This window comes from Pseudomonas sp. 10C3 (assembly GCF_036346185.1).
Taxonomy (GTDB): Bacteria; Pseudomonadota; Gammaproteobacteria; order Pseudomonadales; family Pseudomonadaceae; genus Aquipseudomonas.
Genome location: NZ_JASJVE010000015.1, coordinates 86525 through 105987, shown reverse-complemented (window position 1 = coordinate 105987; position 19463 = coordinate 86525). Strand labels below are relative to the sequence as shown.

At 54.3% G+C, this 19463-nt stretch carries 30 protein-coding genes, 1 tRNA gene and 2 pseudogenes; 13 read left to right on the top strand and 20 right to left on the bottom strand.

The window, feature by feature from the left end:
* Window positions 1-24 precede the first annotated feature (24 nt).
* Window positions 25-111, top strand: a tRNA-Leu gene (locus QN399_RS16295).
* A gap of 83 nt (window positions 112-194) precedes the next feature.
* Here the strand turns inward: QN399_RS16295 and xerC are convergent.
* From xerC to QN399_RS16280, 3 genes are read right to left on the bottom strand one after another with little or no spacing between them, the layout of a single operon-like run.
* On the bottom strand, window positions 195-1226 hold the full coding sequence (xerC, locus tag QN399_RS16290) for a tyrosine-type recombinase/integrase (RefSeq protein WP_330201264.1): 1032 nt from the start codon (window positions 1224-1226) through the stop codon (window positions 195-197).
* Window positions 1227-1439, bottom strand: a complete 213-nt coding sequence (locus QN399_RS16285; RefSeq protein WP_330201263.1) for a DUF4224 domain-containing protein — start codon at window positions 1437-1439, stop codon at window positions 1227-1229.
* Window positions 1440-1484: 45 nt separating this feature from the next.
* A complete protein-coding gene (locus QN399_RS16280) occupies window positions 1485-2378 on the bottom strand; it encodes a phosphohydrolase (protein WP_330201262.1) in 894 nt (297 codons plus the stop codon).
* A 291-nt stretch (window positions 2379-2669) separates the two neighbouring features.
* Here QN399_RS16280 and QN399_RS16275 point away from each other — a divergent pair, with 291 nt between their 5' ends.
* On the top strand, window positions 2670-3215 hold the full coding sequence (locus QN399_RS16275) for a hypothetical protein (protein ID WP_323566086.1): 546 nt from the start codon (window positions 2670-2672) through the stop codon (window positions 3213-3215).
* 65 nt (window positions 3216-3280) lie between these two features.
* Here QN399_RS16275 and QN399_RS16270 read toward each other — a convergent pair whose 3' ends face one another.
* Window positions 3281-3877, bottom strand: a complete 597-nt coding sequence (locus QN399_RS16270) for a hypothetical protein (protein ID WP_330201261.1) — start codon at window positions 3875-3877, stop codon at window positions 3281-3283.
* Window positions 3878-4213: 336 nt separating this feature from the next.
* Window positions 4214-6145 carry a DNA cytosine methyltransferase gene (locus QN399_RS16265; RefSeq protein WP_330201260.1) on the bottom strand — a complete coding sequence of 644 codons (1932 nt, stop codon included), beginning with the start codon at window positions 6143-6145 and terminating at the stop codon, window positions 4214-4216.
* Window positions 6146-6228: 83 nt separating this feature from the next.
* On the opposite strand from QN399_RS16265, the gene QN399_RS16260 reads away from it, so the two are divergent.
* Window positions 6229-6936, top strand: coding sequence for a hypothetical protein (locus QN399_RS16260; RefSeq protein ID WP_330201259.1), 708 nt, complete (start codon window positions 6229-6231; stop codon window positions 6934-6936).
* Window positions 6937-6977: 41 nt separating this feature from the next.
* On the opposite strand, the gene QN399_RS16255 is transcribed toward QN399_RS16260, so the two are convergent.
* The 5 genes from QN399_RS16255 to QN399_RS16235 form a co-directional block, all read right to left on the bottom strand.
* Complete coding sequence (locus QN399_RS16255) at window positions 6978-7793, bottom strand: DUF2303 family protein (protein WP_330201258.1); 816 nt, start codon at window positions 7791-7793, stop codon at window positions 6978-6980.
* 40 nt (window positions 7794-7833) lie between these two features.
* Complete coding sequence (locus QN399_RS16250; protein WP_322180666.1) at window positions 7834-8181, bottom strand: hypothetical protein; 348 nt, start codon at window positions 8179-8181, stop codon at window positions 7834-7836.
* Between the two features lie 91 nt (window positions 8182-8272).
* The gene (locus tag QN399_RS16245; protein WP_330201257.1) at window positions 8273-8731 is read right to left on the bottom strand and encodes a hypothetical protein; all 459 of its coding nucleotides are present in this window, start codon (window positions 8729-8731) and stop codon (window positions 8273-8275) included.
* Window positions 8728-8967, bottom strand: coding sequence for a hypothetical protein (locus QN399_RS16240; protein WP_330201256.1), 240 nt, complete (start codon window positions 8965-8967; stop codon window positions 8728-8730). Before QN399_RS16240 ends, QN399_RS16245 begins: the two co-directional genes overlap by 4 nt.
* Window positions 8964-9311 carry a hypothetical protein gene (locus tag QN399_RS16235; protein ID WP_330201255.1) on the bottom strand — a complete coding sequence of 116 codons (348 nt, stop codon included), beginning with the start codon at window positions 9309-9311 and terminating at the stop codon, window positions 8964-8966. Before QN399_RS16235 ends, QN399_RS16240 begins: the two co-directional genes overlap by 4 nt.
* A gap of 751 nt (window positions 9312-10062) precedes the next feature.
* On the opposite strand from QN399_RS16235, the gene QN399_RS16230 reads away from it, so the two are divergent.
* From QN399_RS16230 to QN399_RS16215, 4 genes and pseudogenes are all read left to right on the top strand, one after another.
* Window positions 10063-10374 (top strand): DUF1654 domain-containing protein, encoded by a 312-nt coding sequence (locus QN399_RS16230; RefSeq protein WP_330201254.1) that lies wholly within the window; start codon window positions 10063-10065, stop codon window positions 10372-10374.
* 113 nt (window positions 10375-10487) lie between these two features.
* A complete protein-coding gene (locus tag QN399_RS16225) occupies window positions 10488-10775 on the top strand; it encodes a type II toxin-antitoxin system Phd/YefM family antitoxin (RefSeq protein WP_330201253.1) in 288 nt (95 codons plus the stop codon).
* Entirely contained in the window at window positions 10765-11076 is a 312-nt protein-coding gene (locus tag QN399_RS16220) for a type II toxin-antitoxin system RelE/ParE family toxin (protein WP_330201252.1), read from the top strand. Before QN399_RS16225 ends, QN399_RS16220 begins: the two co-directional genes overlap by 11 nt.
* A 77-nt stretch (window positions 11077-11153) precedes the next feature.
* Window positions 11154-11513: pseudogene (locus tag QN399_RS16215) on the top strand (type II toxin-antitoxin system HigA family antitoxin).
* A gap of 107 nt (window positions 11514-11620) precedes the next feature.
* Here the strand turns inward: QN399_RS16215 and QN399_RS16210 are convergent.
* From QN399_RS16210 to QN399_RS16170, 9 genes are all read right to left on the bottom strand, one after another.
* Window positions 11621-11956, bottom strand: coding sequence for a helix-turn-helix transcriptional regulator (locus QN399_RS16210; protein WP_330201251.1), 336 nt, complete (start codon window positions 11954-11956; stop codon window positions 11621-11623).
* 172 nt (window positions 11957-12128) lie between these two features.
* Window positions 12129-12341, bottom strand: a complete 213-nt coding sequence (locus tag QN399_RS16205; RefSeq protein ID WP_330201250.1) for a hypothetical protein — start codon at window positions 12339-12341, stop codon at window positions 12129-12131.
* A gap of 268 nt (window positions 12342-12609) precedes the next feature.
* Window positions 12610-13686: an XRE family transcriptional regulator gene (locus QN399_RS16200; protein WP_330201249.1), complete on the bottom strand. Its 1077-nt coding sequence runs from the start codon at window positions 13684-13686 to the stop codon at window positions 12610-12612.
* Window positions 13683-14312, bottom strand: coding sequence for a hypothetical protein (locus QN399_RS16195; protein ID WP_330201248.1), 630 nt, complete (start codon window positions 14310-14312; stop codon window positions 13683-13685). Before QN399_RS16195 ends, QN399_RS16200 begins: the two co-directional genes overlap by 4 nt.
* Window positions 14313-14500: 188 nt before the next feature.
* The gene (locus QN399_RS16190; protein ID WP_330201247.1) at window positions 14501-14704 is read right to left on the bottom strand and encodes a hypothetical protein; all 204 of its coding nucleotides are present in this window, start codon (window positions 14702-14704) and stop codon (window positions 14501-14503) included.
* A 146-nt stretch (window positions 14705-14850) separates the two neighbouring features.
* On the bottom strand, window positions 14851-15090 hold the full coding sequence (locus QN399_RS16185; RefSeq protein ID WP_330201246.1) for a hypothetical protein: 240 nt from the start codon (window positions 15088-15090) through the stop codon (window positions 14851-14853).
* A gap of 32 nt (window positions 15091-15122) precedes the next feature.
* Entirely contained in the window at window positions 15123-15380 is a 258-nt protein-coding gene (locus QN399_RS16180; RefSeq protein WP_330201245.1) for a hypothetical protein, read from the bottom strand.
* A 105-nt stretch (window positions 15381-15485) separates the two neighbouring features.
* Window positions 15486-15713, bottom strand: coding sequence for a hypothetical protein (locus tag QN399_RS16175; RefSeq protein ID WP_330201244.1), 228 nt, complete (start codon window positions 15711-15713; stop codon window positions 15486-15488).
* A 32-nt stretch (window positions 15714-15745) separates the two neighbouring features.
* Window positions 15746-16009 carry a hypothetical protein gene (locus QN399_RS16170; RefSeq protein WP_330201243.1) on the bottom strand — a complete coding sequence of 88 codons (264 nt, stop codon included), beginning with the start codon at window positions 16007-16009 and terminating at the stop codon, window positions 15746-15748.
* Here QN399_RS16170 and QN399_RS16165 point away from each other — a divergent pair.
* On the top strand, window positions 16008-16187 hold the full coding sequence (locus QN399_RS16165; protein WP_330201242.1) for a hypothetical protein: 180 nt from the start codon (window positions 16008-16010) through the stop codon (window positions 16185-16187). The two genes, QN399_RS16170 and QN399_RS16165, sit on opposite strands and share 2 nt — an antisense overlap.
* A gap of 17 nt (window positions 16188-16204) precedes the next feature.
* On the opposite strand, the gene QN399_RS16160 is transcribed toward QN399_RS16165, so the two are convergent.
* Window positions 16205-17080 carry a LexA family transcriptional regulator gene (locus QN399_RS16160; protein WP_330201241.1) on the bottom strand — a complete coding sequence of 292 codons (876 nt, stop codon included), beginning with the start codon at window positions 17078-17080 and terminating at the stop codon, window positions 16205-16207.
* A gap of 83 nt (window positions 17081-17163) precedes the next feature.
* On the opposite strand from QN399_RS16160, the gene QN399_RS16155 reads away from it, so the two are divergent.
* The 5 genes and pseudogenes from QN399_RS16155 to QN399_RS16135 form a co-directional block, all read left to right on the top strand.
* Window positions 17164-17403 carry a hypothetical protein gene (locus tag QN399_RS16155; protein WP_330201240.1) on the top strand — a complete coding sequence of 80 codons (240 nt, stop codon included), beginning with the start codon at window positions 17164-17166 and terminating at the stop codon, window positions 17401-17403.
* Window positions 17404-17433: 30 nt separating this feature from the next.
* Window positions 17434-17637, top strand: coding sequence for a hypothetical protein (locus QN399_RS16150; protein ID WP_330201239.1), 204 nt, complete (start codon window positions 17434-17436; stop codon window positions 17635-17637).
* Between the two features lie 380 nt (window positions 17638-18017).
* Complete coding sequence (locus QN399_RS16145) at window positions 18018-18440, top strand: phage regulatory CII family protein (protein WP_330201238.1); 423 nt, start codon at window positions 18018-18020, stop codon at window positions 18438-18440.
* Window positions 18441-18510: 70 nt separating this feature from the next.
* On the top strand, window positions 18511-19215 hold the full coding sequence (locus QN399_RS16140) for a phage regulatory protein/antirepressor Ant (RefSeq protein WP_330201237.1): 705 nt from the start codon (window positions 18511-18513) through the stop codon (window positions 19213-19215).
* Window positions 19216-19226: 11 nt separating this feature from the next.
* Window positions 19227-19400: pseudogene (locus tag QN399_RS16135) on the top strand (helix-turn-helix domain-containing protein); the annotation flags it as partial.
* Between the last annotated feature and the right edge of the window lie 63 nt (window positions 19401-19463).

Here is a 19463-nt window from a genome sequence, read left to right as displayed (position 1 = left end):
ATATTCCCTGCACATCGCGCTACCGCCCGAATGGCGAAATTGGTAGACGCAAGGGACTTAAAATCCCTCGTTCGTAAGGACGTGCCGGTTCGACCCCGGCTTCGGGCACCATATAAAACAAGGGCCTGCATGAGATATCTCATGCAGGCCCTTAGCTTTTATTTCCGCAAAAAAATATCCTTTTCCGCAATTCGCTATTTCGTCGGCGTAACCTTCATGCCTTTCCGGGTGCGGATGTAATTCTCTGTCATGCCGATTGTGGTATGTCCGAGCTGGTCCCGCGCCTCTCGGATATTGCCCGTCGACTCCTCCTTATCGGTAGCAGCTTTGGCGCGCAGATCACGCATTTGAAAGGATGCTTTGGCGATGCCAGCCGCTTCCCGCGCAATATCAAACCGTGATCTAAGCATTGAATAGGTCATTGGTTGTCCGTTTTCGATGACGATCAATCGAGTCGCCCGGATCTTGTAGCCGGCCTTTCTGACCATGATTCGGTCGATCAGCACTTTCAGATCACCAATGATTTCAATTCGACGCTTTGCCCCGGTCTTACCCTGGTGTACCGCCAATTGGCCGTTACGGACATCCCGCTCATCCATTTTGAGCGTGTCGGTGATCCGCTGGGCCGTCAGGTAGAACAGATCAAGGGCATCCCTGAGAGGTTGGTCCGCGTGTTCGAAGACCTTGAGCAGCATTTCGTCCTCGATGTACACATCGCGCCCTGTTTCCTTGTGACCCTTGACGCCGGAGCAGGGGTTGGCCAAAGCCGTGTAGCCGCACTCCCTGGCGAAGTTCCAGATAGCACTCAGCAACGCCTTTTCACGATTGGCACGGACTGGAGCTTTCTTTCCACGATATCGAAGGTACTGGCGCACATGCTGGGGTTCAATTGCTTCAAGGGGCGCCGGCGGGTCATTGAAGAACAACAGAAGTTGTTTCAATTCCCGCGTATTGTCCTTTTGGGTGGCGGTTGCCTTGGTCGGGACAACTTCCTCGAAATACCGCTCAGCAACATATTCGAGAGTTAGAACTGTGCGAGCAAGTGCGGTGGATGTCCGGCTTTGTTCGAACTTTGCGTAAGCAACGATAGCCAGGCCATAGTCGCTACCAAGCGGAAGTTCCTTTCGCGGTGTTCCTCCAACATCGTAGAAATAGTAAATTTTGTCGCCGCGCTTGCGTTCCCGAAAGCGGGCGATACTTCCTGGCTTAGACGGTTTGCGGCCCATTCAACCCGCCTTCCTCGGCTGCCAGGCTGGGATTTCCTTGGGCTGTTGCGCCGGGCTTGCGACAAGAGCGGCTGTTGTTACGCACGGCCAGCCGTTTCGCTTGATTGTGTGGCGGATACCGTTGCGGCGCAGTACGGTGAGCTGGCCAGATTTAGTGCGCGCTCCAGTGAGATCGCACACCTCTTTGTGTTCCAGGAATTCGATTGAACTCATGAGGGCTCCGCGCCGCTCTATGGCGGCAGAAGGTGGGGATGGGTGTTAGATAGCCAGGATGTGGCCGAACGGAACGCGGAAGCCTGGGGCATTGCGATGACCGCCACCGCCATACTGCTGAGCGATCGCTGAAACGTCCTCACCAGCGTCAGAGCTGCGCAGGCTGAATGATCGGCCTTCCGGCGTATCCCAGTAGCAGGCGGCGAAGGGCTCGCCCGCAGACATCAGGTGCCCCGCATCGCTGGTCAGCGTGTACGGCAGGTTTGCCACTGGCACGTCATGGCCACCGATCATCATCCGGCGTTTAGTCACCCCGACCAATTCCGCGACGTCCTTGTGGTGCTTGCGCTCGATCGCACAGCCATCCGAGCGCAAGGCGCTGACGTCGGCAGCGAACAGGCCGTCCCAAACTTCGAAGTCATATGGATAGCTGAAGACGCTGGCCTGTATCTCGCGAGTGCCTTCCAGCTTGAACAGCCACAAGTCACGGTCCTCGATGTGATTGATCAGTGCGGGGCGGGGCGAGCCTGGAAAGAAGAAGTCCCATGTGATACCGGCGCCGGACCGGGTCATGTCGAAGATCGCGCCAATGTGGGGTGAGTTGTTGCAGCGGCACTCTGCTTTGCAATCGCTCTGGAAGTCCTTATAGGTAAGACCAGCCCAAAATAGATTCTTCAGGTCTTCGTGCGCAGTTTTGTGGTGGTCGAGGATCAGCAATGAGGCTGCTTCGTAGGACATCTGGACGAGCGTGTCATAGGGGTAGGAAAAATCGACGATGACGACATTTTTGCCCGTAACGTCCGGCACCGGCTGGCCGTAAGTGGCGGCATGAAACTCGATGTCGGCGCCCAGGGCTTTGCGAACAACCCAGGCGGCGTCGAAGCCATCGGCACAGTTGCCGTGGTAAATACAGATAGTGGTGGCTTTTTTATCAGGCATGACTTCGTCCTTGCCGCTATAGCGGCTGACTTTGAGTTGGGGGGGCGTTACTGCGGAGAGTTGTTCAGGCGTTTCGCTTCTCTCCGGTCCGCTAGCCCGGGAATAGCATGTTTTGGGAGCTGCCATTCTGGAATGCGAATACATATTCGCCCAAGGTATAGCCAGCCACTTGTCCGGTTCCCGAGCGGCGAGATACGGTAGAGTTGGAGAAAGGTCGATCACAAGACTGATGCGCAACGAAAGCGAGTTGCGAGACTTGAAACTGCCAACGCATGACAGTCGGGTAGCACGATGAAAAAAAAGTCATCACCAGAGCATCATCTTCAACTCCGGGTACGCGAACTTGGGCAGTTGTTCAACTCGATGGATCCGACACCTTTTCTTAACAAGGATCTCGATCGCGAAGCGGAAGCGTTCATTGAGACCTGGGCGGCGGAATTTACGTCGGACAGCCGGCTCAAGATTACAATCCACCTTGAGCACCTGCCTGCAGAGGGCGAGCCAAGTGCGATTATGGTCGAAGCAATCCACAATTATTTTGATCATAAGGCAGGTCTCGTACGCGGTGAGTTGAAGCATCTCCTTCGGGACGGTCGCATTAGCCTATTGATCGGCGTTTCCTTTGTGATCCTGTGCCTGATCATGGCCGATGTCATTGGTAAACTTGGTACTGGCCCTGTCATCAACATAGCGCGCGAAAGCCTAATGATCGTTGGCTGGGTAGCAATGTGGCGGCCGCTGCAGATTTTTCTATATGACTGGTGGCCTCTTTTACGATTGATTCGCGTCTACAAGTCCATAAGCCATGCACGTGTTCAAGTGGTGCAAGGTAAATAATGTCTACGCAAGCTGTAATTCGATCTCCGGCAGGCAGGTCATTGGCCCGCTGAGGTCGATGCGCCTTATGCTGCCACCTTTGGAGTATAGGTCAGCGTGCCGTCGAGGATCGCTTCCTTGATGGCGTTGAACTCCCAGGCGTAGTACTGCGAATCGACGTAGACGCGCATGCCGTCGCGGTAGTCGTGTTTCTTACGCTTGATAAAGGCTTCGGCCGCGGCATGGGTGAAGTGCGCGTTGACGTACTCCCAACGGTCGTCCCAGCCGGTGACGGTGTGCTCTGACAACCCATCCAACACGTACCACTGATCATCCTCGCCGGCCTTCATGAACTGGCACTCGGACCAGTTCTGCATGCGCTTGTTCAGCTCGGATTTCTCCCGGCGGTCCAGGGTCAGCCAGTACTCATGAATCGAGTAAGCCACCGACTCGCCGCTGTCCCAATACACCAGACGCTTGTCGGTGCAGTCCATGTCCAGGCCGCAGACAATCCTTCTGGCTTCGACAATGAAGATGGCCGCGGCGGTGCAGTGATCCCGCACCCGTTCGCCGATACAGTCGTGACGCAGACGCTGAACGAAGTCGGCCCATGTCGCGGCGTTGAGGTCGTGACCGGTAGCCAGGCTCGGTGCCGGCTCAGCGATTTTATTTTCTGTGGGCATGAGGCGTCCTCGCCGGCTGGCGTGCCAGAGCGTTGTAAGGTAGAAAGTAAGCTCAAATATTTGTTGAGCACTAAGGATTGAGCGATGGGACGCTGGGGTAAGCTTGTGGGAAATGTAGGCAAGTACACTGTTCAAGCATGGGAAGAGCAGAGGGCAGACGGCACATATTACGAAGCTAGGTTTTTCGTGAATGGGCCAGACGCCTCTAACGTTTCGCACGGTGATTTGCCGTCAGCGATTGCCTTGGCCGAAAAGCTTCATGACAACCCGAAGCCTCGATCTTCTGGTCCACGGATGGGCTAATAGCCAGTCTTCAGAGCAATAGGTCAGGGTGAGTCAGGCTGCGGCTGCCTGACTATGAGTCACCCGCCATGGATCGTTCGCCCGGGCTAATGCAGCCATGGGTGGAGGGCTCACGCTGTTCCCGCACATATGCACCTGTTGGGTCTTCGTAAAGGGCTTGCCGTCGGCGCCCTTGTCGATGATGTAGTCGGCGGGAAAGCCCTGCGCTCGGTACAGCTCTGCTGGCTGCAGCATCCGAAGACGGATGTCGACGATCACGTACGGTGCCCCTTTGACCATCACGGTGACCAAGGCCAGCCGATCCTTCGTGGTGATGGTCGGCGCCGGCTTGTTGAGTCCGCTCATGTTCTCGGTGCCGTAATAGCTGATCAGGAATGCCGCAACCCGCAAGGCACCTTCTTCGTGTTCGGGTGAAAGCTGGAATGAAACCAGAGAACTCTTCCCGCCGCCGCCCGCCGTAATGGTTGGTGCGGGCTCATCGATGCCCTGACCAATGCTGGCGCCGAACTGGCGCTCAAGGAATGCACTGGCCAGGCCGTGGTGAGTTCCGCCGGCGCTTACGGTGTGCAGGGGGTCGCTCAGGTCACGGGCATCACAGTTACCGCGAAAATGCACCAGGTTGGCGGCGACCAGTTGCTGTTGGCTGCCGGTGTTCGTCACTGTGGTCATGGGCTCGTCGATGCCCTTGGCGTCTGTGGTGTTGAATCCGCCATTCATCTGCGCCATGAAGGTGCTGACCAGGGCGTGCTTAACGCCACCAGCGACAACGGTACCGAGCGGCTGGTTAAGTCCCGGAACTCTTGGTTGTTGTCCGTCTCGCTCGCCATAACCGGTTTGGATCAGGGTAGGGCTGATCAGTGTGAGTTCGCCGCGGTTGGCGCATGTAACCGTTGGCAATGGCTCAAGTGGATCGTTGATCCGGTCGCTGCCCTGGTGGGTTGCTGGCGCAATGATGGGGCTGACTACCGAGAATGCGCCGCCTTTCGGGTAGGAGGTAATAGTACGCAAGGGCTCATCCATCGATTGCACTGTCTCGGTCGACCAGTTCGCGATCGGCACGATGAAGGGTTTTGAGTTGTCGATGACAAACTTTTTCATGCCCTTCGCTACGCGCCGGAGCGTGGCGGGTGCCAGGTCCTTCTTTCGTCCAAAAATGCTTTTGCCCAGATCGCTGAAGTCGATGCACTCGGCGGCGGTGCGCCAAGGAAGCTGACCCTTTGCTGGTTTCTTCGCATGGGTTGGCTCTGGCCATACGACTGGCTGACCATCGCACCGCGCGATCATGAACAGGCGTTCACGACTGGTCGGTGCGCCGAAGTCACAAGCCTTGATCACGCGCCATTCGACGACGTAGCCCATACCCTGCAGTTCGGCGACGAATCGCGACCAGGTATGGCCTTTGCGTTTCGGATCGGGTATCAGGAATTGCTGCTCGAGCGGAACGACCTCGCCCGGTCCCGCAATGTCCCCACCCAGCTTTACGACGCGCCCGGTCAGCTTGCATCGCTTGGCGATCAGCGGGCCCCACTGAAGGATCTGCTTCACGTTCTCCAGGCTGATCACGCGCGGCTTCTTCTTGCCACCCCATTTCAGGCCGATCCAAGACAGGTTTCGAATCTCGCGCTTACGCGGCTGGCCACCGGCTGCCTGGCTGTGATGCGTGCAGTCTGGCGACATGTGGAACCATCCGACCGCCTTGCCTCCGCACTCGGTGTCAGGGTCGCCCTCGAACACGTCGGTGGTGTAATGCCTGGTATGTGGGTGGTTGACAGTGTGCATGCTGATCGCCGCAGGGTTGTGATTTTTCGCCACGGTCACCGCACGCTCAAGGCCCATTTCCAAGCCGGTACCGGCTCCTCCACCACCACAGAAGAAATCCACCAGGATTTCATCGTCTTGCAGGTTGAAGCTAAGGCCGTACTGAGTTTTGAAGTCGTTTATGTGCTTTCTTTGAATAGCTGGCATCCCGCAGATCTCCTTGGTATAAGTGGCTATAAATCTGTTTGATTTGAAATGGACGTTAAACGTTATGAATGGAGTAGCTTGGATTGCGTAAAATTGATTTGGATAATCTGTATGAGAAGTTTGAATCCGAAGCACACTTTATTCGTGATTTATATTTGGTAACTAAGGGGCTTTATGGCGAGCTTAGAGAGCGCGATGCATATTTAAGTAAGCTTTCGGAGTTGTGCTTTCATAAGCTGTACGTCGCATATGAAATATATATATCGAATCTCTTTGTTGGATTAATTAATAAAGATTCTCAAAATTACCAGCAGTGGCTTTTCAATAAAGCCTTGCAGCAGGTAAGTGTGGGTGTGCCTATATGGGTAAAGTCGGGGATAACATTTAAGCCAGTTAAGCATCTTACTGTTGAACAGGCGCGCAAGGCGATTGATCCTAATGGATTTAATAAGACATTTTCTACAGCAGGCGATATGGTAAAGTTTGCAAGAGGCAAAATCTCTGCAGTTAGCGGTAGAAATATAAACTCATTATCTCAGCCCGACCGGAATCTTATAAACTCCTGCATTGCTATGCGAAATTTCATTGCTCACGAAAGTGCAAGCTCTCGTTCTACGATGAATAGCCAGCTTAGGAAAATCAATATAGGTGGAGGTAACGCTGGTTTGGATCGACAGGCTCGGGAGGTACATAAGGTTGGCGCGTACATGCGATCAATTGTGAATGGGCAATCACGTCTGGAAGTTTATGTTTCTCGACTATGTGTGATTGCGCACTCGCTTAAGCCTTAGCTCTATCGTTAAATGTCTACGAGACATCCTTGTCTCTATAGTTAGCGAGGATCGAATGTGCCGAGTGCCAGCTTGGCCGCTTCACCTACTTGAGCATCGAGCACCGACTTGAACTCCTGCGCGATTTCTTCGCGCTGAACTTCTTCGCCGATCCAACGGAGCTTCAACGCCGGCTGCGCGCCGCTGGTGATGACCGAGATGCGCAGCACGATTTCGCGAACGCTCAGGCCTTCGAATGGCACCACCGAGAACACTAAGGAAGTTGGCAGTGTTTCTTTGCTGCTGGCCTCGATAGCGTCCATCGCGCTGCGGCTGGCGCCGGTCTCGCGCACGGTGTGATCGCTTTCCGACGACGCCTTGATGGTGATGGTGCGCACTGCTGCGATCGCCTTCACGATACTGATGTCCTGCAGGTCCTCACCAACAGCCTTCAGCGACGCGTTCCAGTCCTCGATCCAGTCGCTCAATTCCCTCTGCGACAGGGTGCGCCCGCCAATCTCCCGAACAGCCTTGTAACCGGCCGTGGGTTTCAGCTTCAGCGCAGCTCGGTCATCGGCGTGACCAGGGTTTGCGGCGTCGCCGATGTTGAACATCACCAAGCAGGACATTTCGTCCTGATCAATGAAGCCTTGAGCATTTACCACGGCTCGGTCGGTGACGTACTTACCGAAGTCCAGCAGGGAGTTGGTGGAGAAAGTGCCACGGAAGCGGCTGCGGCCAGCGGCGAAGCGCTCCAGGTCAAAGATCTTGGCGCCTTCCGGAAGAATGGCGGTCGGCATGAACGTGGGCAGCGGCTTGCCGTTGGCGATCAACGCGGTGTCGGTGATGAGTTGAATTGCTTCAGGGGTGAGGGACATACGTCAAATCTCGATGGGGAAGGGGTGGTGTTGCGGGTGATCAGGTGCGGGGAATTACCGGGGCCTGGTCTTTGCTGAACAGCTGCGCGTGCTTCTCAGGGAACAGCGTTATCTTGCCGCCGCTGCCAACATGCATCGGCGTGTCGAGGCTGGTGTTCTCGCTGCGGGTACCGCGCTTGGTAGGAACCTTGTAGTCGAGCTTGTGCTTGATCTTCACCTGGCTCGATTCGCCGATTTGGGCGAAGTCCAGGGTAATAACCAGCTTCCCGACCTTGCCGTGGTCAACGACACCGGCAGCGACTTCGGAAAGGGCGTGGCCGATCTGGCTGGCGAAGGCGCCGCCGTTCAGCTCCTCGAGGAACTCGGCGGTATCGGTTGCGATGGGCATGGGTGATTCTCCGGGAGGGCTTGAAGCCCGCTTGGTGGAAGATGGAGTTGTGGTTGGCGACGGCGCTGACGCACCTTGGTGTTGATGCGCTTCAAGCTGCTTTTCTCTGATGCCATGCGTCCACCGCGTTGAATATCCGGGCGGCCTGCGCTTCTTCCAGCGAAACGCTGCATGGGATGGCAATCCAGCCAGAAGCGATGATGTGGTTCTGGTTGCACTCAGCGAGCAATGATCTGTAGCTGATCTCTATCACTCCAGCCAGAGAGTCAACTTGATAGACGCCTTGCGTCTCGATCTCGACCGACTTGATATATTCCGACCCGATTTGATCGACGCACAGCGCACTGAGGTAGATCGTCCAGCGGTGCGACACCTCGAATATCGCGTCGACAATGCCGCGGCTTCGGATGATGTTGCAGCTCTTCCAATTGATCATCCACTGGCGCCCGCTGGGGTCTATGTTCACAACTGCAACATGGTTCGAACTAAGAAGCGCCCGGCAAGAGCGCTCGATCCTCGCATGACGGTTGTGAGGCTTCCTTTTACTCATAGTGCCTCCGCGAGTTTCCGCAGAATCTTGCGTTCTTCCACTGTGGGAGAGCGGCGCCGGCGCTTGAGGACCGTTTCAGGGTCAACCCTTCCGGAGCGCGCAGGTTTGGGTTCTGGCTCAATGTTTTTCGCCTGAACGATCCGCCCATCACGCGCAAGGAATGCAGCCATAGCGGCAGCCAGGCGGGCCGACTCTGGTCGGTTACGTTCGACGATGCTGGTATGGTTGCTGATCATGGATGCGAACCGTAGAAGGCAAGCACAGCGATGATCGCGCAGAAGGTGATAGTCCAACGCAGCATTAACTTGCTGAAGTCGGCCTGCCGCTTGGTCGCCGGGGATTGCTCAAGCTGCTGAGCAAACTTGCAAGCAGCGCCGTGGCCCGTGCAGATCTGTTTTACCTCTCCGGTGGCGCGTTCCACGATCCCGAACTGGTTGTTCCCGCTTGGGATCACGCTGAACCGGGGTAGGGAGGCCGGATTGAGTCGGTCAACCTTGTCGTAAAACTCGGCGGTTGAGAGGGTGCAACGCTGGCGGAGGCCTTCGAGAATGGCGCGGCGCTGGCTGATTGTTTGATGCATAGGATTCTCCAAGACCGCATTGGTCAGATGCCAGGCGCGGGAGACCAAGCCCAGCCGTGAGACTGGCCTGGCACCTGCCGATGCGGTCATATTGGTTGGGGGGAGGGTGATGCAGGGGGCCGCTTTCGCGGTATGTACTCATCCGCATCAGTAAATCTGCAGGTCTTGCGGGCCGGTGTTACTCGCCACCTCCGGCTGGGCGATTACTTTTATGCATGCGCTTTGGTTGCCACCTGGCCCTAACCAGTTCGCACTACTTCATGTCACCTATCCGCGCCTTGCCAGTGAACATCCCTCATCTTGGGCTCTGGTAGGTGGCTGACTCAGTGCAACCCTCAACCCGTTTAACGTGGCCAATCCTGTGTTGCTGATCGACTGACGCGCTACCTGGCTTTGAGCTGGCGGGGTTCTCCCTGCGATATCCAGTTCCAGTGCTGGCGTGGGGATCGAAATTTATGTTTCGCGCTATACCCGTTGCCGGGGATCGATCCGCGAAGATTTCAGATTGAGTAAAGAGCGGTCGATCCTTGTGGGGACTTATCGCTGCCGGTCCCTGGTTAGGTACTCGGCGGCGATGGAGTGAATATGTACTAATGGTTCATAGTGGTCAAGTACCGAAAGTACATATTTTTTAGGTCAGTACAGAAATCGATGGAGTTTTCAGAATCTTGAAATTCAGGATTTACCCGAAGACATCGGTCAGATATGCTTCGTCAGCACTGTATAAACATACAGCTTTAAGGAGTAGCTGATGAGCGAGGCGCAAGAACAAAAGCAACAGGTTAAATCGGAGATGTCCGGGGTAGAGCGGCTTGGCCTGCGAGTGTCGTCGATGGTCAACCACCCAATCGCGCAGACGCAGCGCTGGGTGACGATCCATCGCCTGGATACGGACGGTGACCGAGAGTGGGATGAGGTGATGGGCGTGCTATCTGAAACGGATGATTTGGAGCTGACATTCAACGACGACGAGACGATCACGCTGAAGTGGGAGGCGTCGACGGACGATGATCGGCCTGTCGAGGCTATAGACGACCCGGTGGAGGAGGCTGCACCGTTTTAATGACTTAAAAAAGCCCGCTTAGTGGCGGGCTCATGAATCAAGTCAGGCGGGGAGGCTGCTTGCCCGCACGGAAAATAAAGACCAAAATAAAGACCTCTCTAGGAGTCTTCTCTATGCAAAGCGTCTTGGCTGATGTGGCTGTCAGCGTATCTGAGCTCAAAAAGAACCCATCTGCGGTGCTGAGCGGGGCAGGCGGGGTGACTGTGGCCGTGCTGAACCACAACCGCGTCATGGGTTATATGGTCCCGGCTGATGTCTACGAGGCGATGATTGAGCGCTTGGACGACCTAGAGCTGGCACAAGTGGTCAAGGCGCGGATCGACGCCAACGAGACGCCTGTTCGAGTGTCTCTCGATGATCTCATTGGCGAGGCTGAGGCCGATATTGCTAATGAGCGCTGAGTACAACGTTGAGTGGGACCCGAAGGCACTGAAGGAACTCCGAAAGCTTGACGGCGCCGTCCGCCTTCAGTTTCTGCGAAAGCTTCAGGAGCGGCAGAGTCATCCGCGAGTGCCCGGCGATGCGCTCCACGACCTCAAGGATTGCTACAAGATCAAACTGCGCGGGGCGGGTTATCGTCTGGTATATCGCGTTGAGGATGAGCGGATTGTCATCCTGGTGCTGGCTATCGGTAAGCGTGAGCGCAGCTCGGTGTATGAGCAGGCAGATAAGCGTCAGGCAGGAACGAAAAAGCCCGCCTAGGATTGGTCCAATAATCACTTGCGCATAAACCGGTCAATCGCATCAGCGCTACGATGAGATAGGTGTGGAGACGATCAATGAATATTAAGCCTACCCGTACCGACGAAGACCTCAAGGCGGCCTTTGCACGCATGGACGAAGTGTGGGGCGCAGAGATCGGCACACCTGAAGGTAACGAGCTGGAAATTCTTGCTCTACTCATCGAAAAGTACGAGGACGAGCATTATCCAATGCCGCCGTCCGACCCAATCGAAGCAATCAAACTCCGCATGGATCAGCAGGGATTGACTCTGCGCGACCTTGAGTAGTACATCGGACCGAGCGGGCGCGTGTCGGAGGTCCTGAGCAGAAAGCGAGGTCTGAGTCTGGCAATGATCAAGCGTCTACACGAAGGACTGCGGATTCCCTATGAGTCGCTCTTTGCTGGAGCTGCTTAACGAAAAGTCCGGCGGTGGATGGGTATACGCGGCGGACTCATCTATTTGATATGGGTATCAGTTCTCCGGATCGATCTCGGCTTCCGCCTTCTACTTGGCAATCAGCTCTAATGCTTGCTTGCCCTCTTGGCTTGTCGCTGGTCCGAGACCAAAATCTCTAATGCGTCAGACAGCACGGAAACGCGCGCTCTGAAATCATCAATGCTGGACAAGGTAGTCGACTTGGATGGGTTAAGCGGCGGGGTGTAGTGCCCCGTGATCACATACAAAACATCGATACCCACTGAGGATATCTTTGCCAAGTAATCTGCTCTCGGACATCGGTCACCATTCTCATACTTACCTTGCGCATTGGCTTGGATGCCGCCGATATCCGCAAGTCTTCGCTGGGTGAGGTTAAGCCGAATCCGCTCACTTTTCAGGCGTGCGCCTATCTGAGTCATGGCTGTCTTCCATTTACACTGCTTTGAAGGGTGTTTTCCAGTTTAGCAGTGCCTTGTAATAGTGTTAAGCGCAAGGAAAGGTCGGGCGGTAGGCACAGGGAATGCGGCGCCAGTCCGGATAGCTGCGCGACGTACAGGCGGGCAAGACGAGACGATAGTTAAGCGAATGCGCCTATCGCTCCGGACCGATAAGCTCAGCAATCCCGAGCGTTACAAACTCCAAGTTATCCTCGATGGTGCTCAGCGCCCCACGTACGTTCCCACCGACATCTGTCGATCCGCGCTGCTCAACCCACAGCGCAAGCTCCATAATGGCAGCCTCCAGGGCGATCTGATTCTCGTTGAGTTTGAAGAGCAGGGAAGGGAGAAGATCTTTGTCTGCCATGGCTTGAGTCTCCATTGAAAAAGGAAAGCGTAGCAGCAGACAACAAAAAGCCCGCGCGCGGCGGGCTATCTGTCGAAGGGAGCTGATCCATCAGCTGATCCGATTGTAGGACAATGGATGGCGAAGTGACAGTAAAGCGTCCTAGCGTGTCGTTATTGGAATCCACTTATCACGGAGCGACAGCTGCATAAGGGCAGTATCGCGAATGTGATCGGTGGATACGAAAAGCCCGGCGCTGGGCCGGGCTTGGAGGATTGAGAATTGAGGATTACTTCACAATATGAAATTTAGCCTTGGGCTGCTCTTGGGAGGCGACTTTATAGAGGTCTCTAAAGTCCGAAGCCACAATACCGAGAGTGCTCATCATTTCGTCATGCGTGTACCCAAGCTCGTGCATATGAAGCTCTAATATCTCTGTCGTTAGAATTGCTTTCTCGTGCGGGAAATCAAGCTCAGAAGGCTCCCTAAGTCGGTAACCCATGCTGCTGAGCTGTCGCCACATATAGCTGCCTTGAGTTTTCGTGATGGCCTCAAGTGTTATCGCCCTGAAGAGTAGCGCCGCAATAGATGCCTTCCAAACAGGCTTAAGCGCTGCGAGAGACTTGATGCTTGCATTCTTTAGGTCGTAGTAAATATCTTTCCTTGGCATTAGGAGCGCGGCGGCAAAACTATTTGCTTCATCTTCCATTGATGGACGAGGTTGCCTATGCATCACCAAATGTCCGAGTTCATGGGCCAGTGAAAACCGCATGCGATCGGAAGGTTGATTTCCACTTAAGAAGATGCAAGGCGGCATGCCTTTTACGGCCATAGTTACGCCATCTACTTTTCCATCAGGAAAATCACAGATAAATACTAAAACTCCCGCCCGCTCTACAAAGTCGATAAGGTTTTTGATAGGGCCGTTAGGCACCATCCAAGTCCTACGAACCAGTGATGCTATTTCTTCTGTATCTCCGCCATATTGCTCAACATCCAAGTATGGCAACTCAAGCTCTTGAGCTATATCTACGGATCGAAGAAGTTTTCTGTAATGAATTACCCGTAAATTCATTTCCGCCTGAATGGCATCCAGAGTTTTCTGTGGAACGCTGGCCTTTTTTCGGTAGGCATGAACGCTAATAGGTAATCCGTAAACTCGATCCTGATTAAAGAAATAACTCTCAGGGAACGACAGCGTATTAGAAAGCGTGAAAAGCGTGTCATTTCCTGGCTCTATTAAGCCATTTTCAATTTTAGACAAATAGCCCTGTGTTATACCAGTAGCCTTTGCCAAGGCTATTTGACTAAGGCCTCTGAATTGCCGCGCCAATTGCAGCATTTCTGGGTTGAATCGCTCGTTCATTTTGAAGGTGTTACATTCTTAGGTGTTGATTTGTCTAATGCTGTAGCCAGTTTTTCGGCTATTTCACGCTTGATAGAAGCTCGAGCCTTTCTAGGTGTAACTTTCTGCGTATGTTCTGTAGTGTTGATTGCAAAAACCTTCGCAAGGTTACGATCATAGATTGGATGAGACCAAGCTACAGTGTCGCCATTTCTGCGCACTAATTTAATGGTGCTTATTTCTGTCTCAAGCTTGTTCAAGACATAAACTATTTCGGTTTTTACCGCTTCGGGTATGCCGAGAACATACTGTTCAGGATCATGAAACGCCAAAGCCATAGGTGTTGGATAGTTACTACTTACGCCGTTCTCATCAGCTTTTTTGAATCGAAAGGTGAGCTGCTGACCAATCATAAACATGCATGTGTTCGAAGACCGGTTTACGTGGATACTCGGCAAGGGATCTAGTTTTTCTTCAAGTGTTCTTGTGGCTATATCCCAGATCATATTTGCGCGCGTTCTCGCGCAGAAATATTTCTTATTGGGAGTCTCTAACCAAGTACTCCATGCATAGAGGACGGCTTCAGAAATTCTTGTCTCGACTGGGCCGATAATTGCGGCAAGCTCGCTGTCAGATAAGGTTGTCATTCGTGGGTTACCTGCTGGTTCGTGCCGGCAGAATACAACCACTACAAAATGATAGTCAAATTATTCCAAAAATTATTCCTGTTACCTTTTAAGCCTCTTCTGTGCGCGGCTCTCACAGAGCGCCCCGCACAATCCTCCCAGCCCGCGCCTCATCTCATAACCCGCCAGCTGCCAGCTAATTTGTACCCTCAATGGAGAATCCTTCGACTCTCTCCAATCCTGATTCGATCAAGCGCCCGGTTTAATGCGTCCAAGGCGTCGAGGAGAGCTTTCGCCTCAGCCTCTCGACCATCTCCCCAAAGGCGTTCCGCCATTTTGTTCAGGGCCTGGATAGAGCGCTCAATTTCAGCAGCAGTCGCTGCAGCTTTACTTTCCGGTTGCTTCTTCGGCATTCAGTAACCCTTCTGCAGGGCATGGCTTTGTCTTTCAATTTTTAGCGCGAATACGTCGCCCGCCAAAATGCTTGGGCTAATCGATGAAATTTTGTGCGATGTGATCTGGTGCGCCCGTTCAGCGGAGATGATGCATATTTTTTCGGTTAGTGAGTACTCGACTTGACGATCAGTCCCGTGCCGATTTCTTTCGTGTACCCAAGCAGCACGTCCTCAGCCTCATTGAAGCTTTGAACCAATTTGAGGATCGCCTTAGCCTCATCCTCAACGCCAGCCTCACTCAGGCGGACAGCAATGCCCAAAAGATCGACCGAGGACCACTTCAGCGTTCCGGCGATCTTCTTGAGATCGCGCCGCATGTCTTGCGTTGGTTTGTTCATGGCCATTGCGACGTCCTACAAATCCCCGTCCATTGATATCAACCGCCTCTGAGCCATCGCCTGAACGTAGACATCAATGAGGCTGGCCGCGGTTTGCTTTCACCGACCAATCCGTCAAGCGCAATCGTTGCCTTAAGGGTTCGCTCCCTGAGTAGGCTGAGCCTGGTATGCAGGTCTTTCTTGAGCCGCTTCCGATCTTCAAGAGGCGAGAGCTCTATCAGCTTCCCCGCCATAAAAAAATTTAGCTCCATCTGCCGGTCCAACGCTTCGGTAATCTGCTTGATTGCGTCGTTCATCCCGAGTCCTACTCAATTGATTTCAGCTCGCACCGTCGGATGATCTATTACAACGTCCGCGCGTTTCTAAAGAGGTGCGCGCCCTACAAATTCCCACCGCGCCACCTATTCAGTCTTAACCCGTACAATCCGCCCATCCCTAACCTCGTCCGCAAGTGCTGCCAGACGATCCGCCTCCTCATACAGCTTTGAAATCAGCTTCAGCGCAGCGACAACGTCGGCATCCCCGCAGCTCTTGGTAATTTCGAGGACTTCGGATGCTGCCTGTTCGAGACTCAGCGCTGCGTCTTTGAGTTCGCGCTTCAGCTCTTGCGTTGGTCTGTTGAGTCCCATTTCGACCTCCTACAAATTCCCGCTGCGCCAGACTATGGCTTCCAGTACTGCCCACGCTTTAATTTCAGCACGTATTCGGCGAGAGACTGATTGCGATCTGCATAGCCTCCATAGTCACCGGGGGTGAAGAACCATTTTTTCCCATCCCACGAAACATCGCGATTCGCCGGCTTTTCCGGGTTGCACACCACCATGCAGTCACAGATAGTCGTATCCGAGTGGACCATTGCTACAACGCTTGGAGTGCGATCAACATAGATCCAGTCTCCAGCCTTTATCTCGGGACGCATATCCATGCCTGATCTGACTCCAAAAGAGCGTGTTTTTAAGTCGCTCGAATACATCGAAAAAATCCTGGATTCAGGCGAGAGCCTTGAATCTAGGCGTTACGAGATAACCAGAAACATCAAGAACGCCTTGTCGTGGGAAACCGAACTGATCGACAGGGTTGATGAGCCACAGAAGCCCTTATAGATCCCCACCGCGCCAGATCACACCGGTTGCCCGTTCCACACGTACAGCACGCGAGCCAGGATGTGGGTATCGTCGACCCGGATATCCTCTGGGTCATGGTGCTTGTTGTCCGAAATCATCTTGAAGCCATCCCTGCCTTTTTTCTGCAGGCGCTTCACGTACAGCATCTCGTCGTAGGAGAACAGGTAGATGCCATCCCCGGTGAACTCCCGGATCGTGATATCGACCAGCAAGGGGTCACGGTCCTTGATCGTCGGAGCCATCGACTGACCCCAGCCGGTGATCATCTTTAGATGGAAGTGCTCCTTGAACGTGACGCCCATCTCGCGCAGGTGCCGAGGGCTGACCCTGATGTCCTGGAGCATTTCTGGGTATTCGTGCGGGATCTGCCCGCTACCCATGGCGCCCCGCACATCGTAGTGGGCAATCCAAACCTCGTCGCCGACTTGGCCGGGGCGAGAGAAGTCGACTGTTATGACGTTGCTCGATCCGACCTTGGCGGCAACCTCTTGAGCGACGTCTGCAATCTTCTGTCTGGCATCTTCGGAAAGGTTCTTTCCGTGCTTGGCGAGCATCTGTTGAACAATATCGGCTGACGAGGTGTGAGCGTCTCCCGCAGCGCCTTTGCTTTGGGAGATGGCAGGCAGTCCCGGCTTAGCGCCGGACCCGTACTGAAGCCACTCTATTTGCACCTCAAGGGCATCCGCTATAGCCCGCATTTTCGCAGGGCCTGGTAGTGACTCACCATTCAGCCACTTACTGGAAGCTTTCGGCGTAACGCTGGCGATTTCAGCCAGCCGAGCGCCTGCCCCCCACTGGTCAATTCCGTGGGCGGACAAGGCTTGCTTAAGGCGAACGACGAATGCTGCGCGAATTTCTTCTATCTGAACCATAGGTTCAATGTCGCATGCCCTTGCATGTACTTTCAGTTCCGACATAATATGTACTGTAAGTTCATATTTAACCCGGAGGCCTTATGCGGCCGCTCAAGAAATCGATTGATGATGCAGGCGGCGTTCCCGTAGTGGCCATGGCCTGTGGGAAATCGCCCAGAGCTGTTTACAAATGGCTAACCGCTGACTCGCTTCCTCGCACCGAATACACCGGAGAGACGCGGTACGCAGAGCGCATCGCGGCGCTCGCAGCTGCCAAAGGCAAGCCGTTTGAACCGGCGTGGCTATTGGCTGAAGCGCATCCAAAAAAATCTGCCGCCTAACTCCATCGCTCCGATCCGGATACCGAACTTATGGCCTACGACGAGAAAGCGCACCGGCACGAACACCAGGTAAAGGTCCGGCTCGACGACGACGTATTCCAAGAACTGAAAGAAGTAGCCCGCGACCTGAAGTTACAACACAGCGTGCTCAGTCGGGAAATCATCGAAGCGGCACTAGAAGTCAGACGCGAACGAGGTGAATTGCCTTTCGGTCTCGAGAAGCAAAGAGCCTGACAACGCAACAGAGGGGGATTTATGCCCATTGCAGTAGAGAGCGCAGTAATTCTCGGAAGGGGCATGAGCAAGGAGCTTGAAGAGTGGGCAGGGGAGGCTGGTTTGACCGTATCGCAGTTGACTTCGGAGCTTCACCGGCTGGCTCTGCCCAGAATCAGAAAGGCGATTCTGGAGAGTGCCAAACCGAGTTCCAACGTAGTCCCGATTAAAGGCGTCCAGGTCTCTTATTAGGGACCAGAGCATCAGGTTAGATCCGTTAGCACGGGTCTCTAAATGGGGACTGGGTAAGCAGTTCATGGGGTATTCCCTGATCAGTTGATGAACAGATATTCGCCTTATTGGCATTACGCCACCACGGAAACAGAAATGAGGTTTTACGAATGGAAAGTTTCTTGCGGGCATGCCAGAGCGCTGTTCTGGATAACGAGGCAAAGACTCTCGCGGCAAAGATGGGCGTTCCGCATGTCGGCCTACTCCAGCGCGCTAACCCAGACAACGATGCTCATCGCCTGACGATTGAACACCTGTTTGGGATTCTGCTGCACACCGGTGATATGCGTCCGCTGAAGGCGCTCGCCGAAGAATTTGGATTTGATCTCGTGGCGAGAAACAAGCCTCAGCCAGAGGCATTGACCACCTCGATGATCAATGTCGGCAAAGAGGTTGCGGATCTGACGATTGCTGTCCACGACGCGCTGGAAGACAACTTTGTATCCAAATTAGAAAAGTCGGTCATTAGCCGGGAAATCGGCCATGTACGCGAAAGTCTGGATGTGATGGAGGCGTCGGTTCAAGCAGCTTGAATTAAAGACATAAAAAAGCCGGGGTGCAACCCGGCTTTTCGAACAACTTGTAAAACAATGTGGAGCCATTATGAACACGATCGTTGCTCCGGGCAACACGGTGACCATGAGCAGCCGGGAGATTGCCGAGCTCTGCAACAAAGAACACAAGAACGTCAAACGTGACATCCAGAAAGTCCTGACGGAGCTGAATTTAGATGCGCTCAGTTTTGAGCGCATCTATCTGGACGACTCCAATCGCCGCCAAACCGAATACTTCCTGCCTCGCGACCTTACCGAAACCCTGCTCACCGGCTATAGCATTCCGCTGCGCCATCGCGTCGTCACTCGACTGCGAGAACTGGAAAACGCCGTTCCTACCGCGGGCAGTATCCCCACCAGCTTGCCGGAAGCCCTGCGCTTGGCTGCCGATCAGGCTGAACAGAATCAGCAACTGCAGAAGGTCATCCAGGACCAGGCGCCGCAGGTGCGAGCGCTGGCCACGCTCACTTTTACCCACGGCTCGATTTGTATTACCGATGCGGCGAAGCACATCGGCATGCGTCCTCGCGAGCTTTTTAGCTGGCTCAAAAACAACCGCTGGATTTATCGCCGCAGCAGCGGCGCCAACTGGTCGGCGTTCCAATCGCGTCTCTCGGCGGGCCTGCTCGAGCACAAGTTGGTGATCCTCAACAAAGACAAAGAAGAAGAGTCCATGAAGGTTGTCGAACATGTGCTGGTCACGCGTAAAGGCCTGACTGTGCTGGCTCAATCGGTAAATGGGGATTCGGCGTGAGCACGGTCATTATGAGCCTTTGCTGGCCGCTCCAGGGCATGAGTGCTACCCAGAAGGCCGTCCTGATTTCCCTGGCTGACAATGCAAATGACGACGGCGTTTGCTGGCCCTCGGTAGCAAAGATTGCTGTCCGAACCTGCCTTTCGGCACGAGCTGTTCAAGGCGGAATCAGGTGGCTGTGTTCGACCGGTATTTTGGCGGTCAGCGAGCGTATGGGTCGGTCTACCGTCTATACGATAACCCCCGCA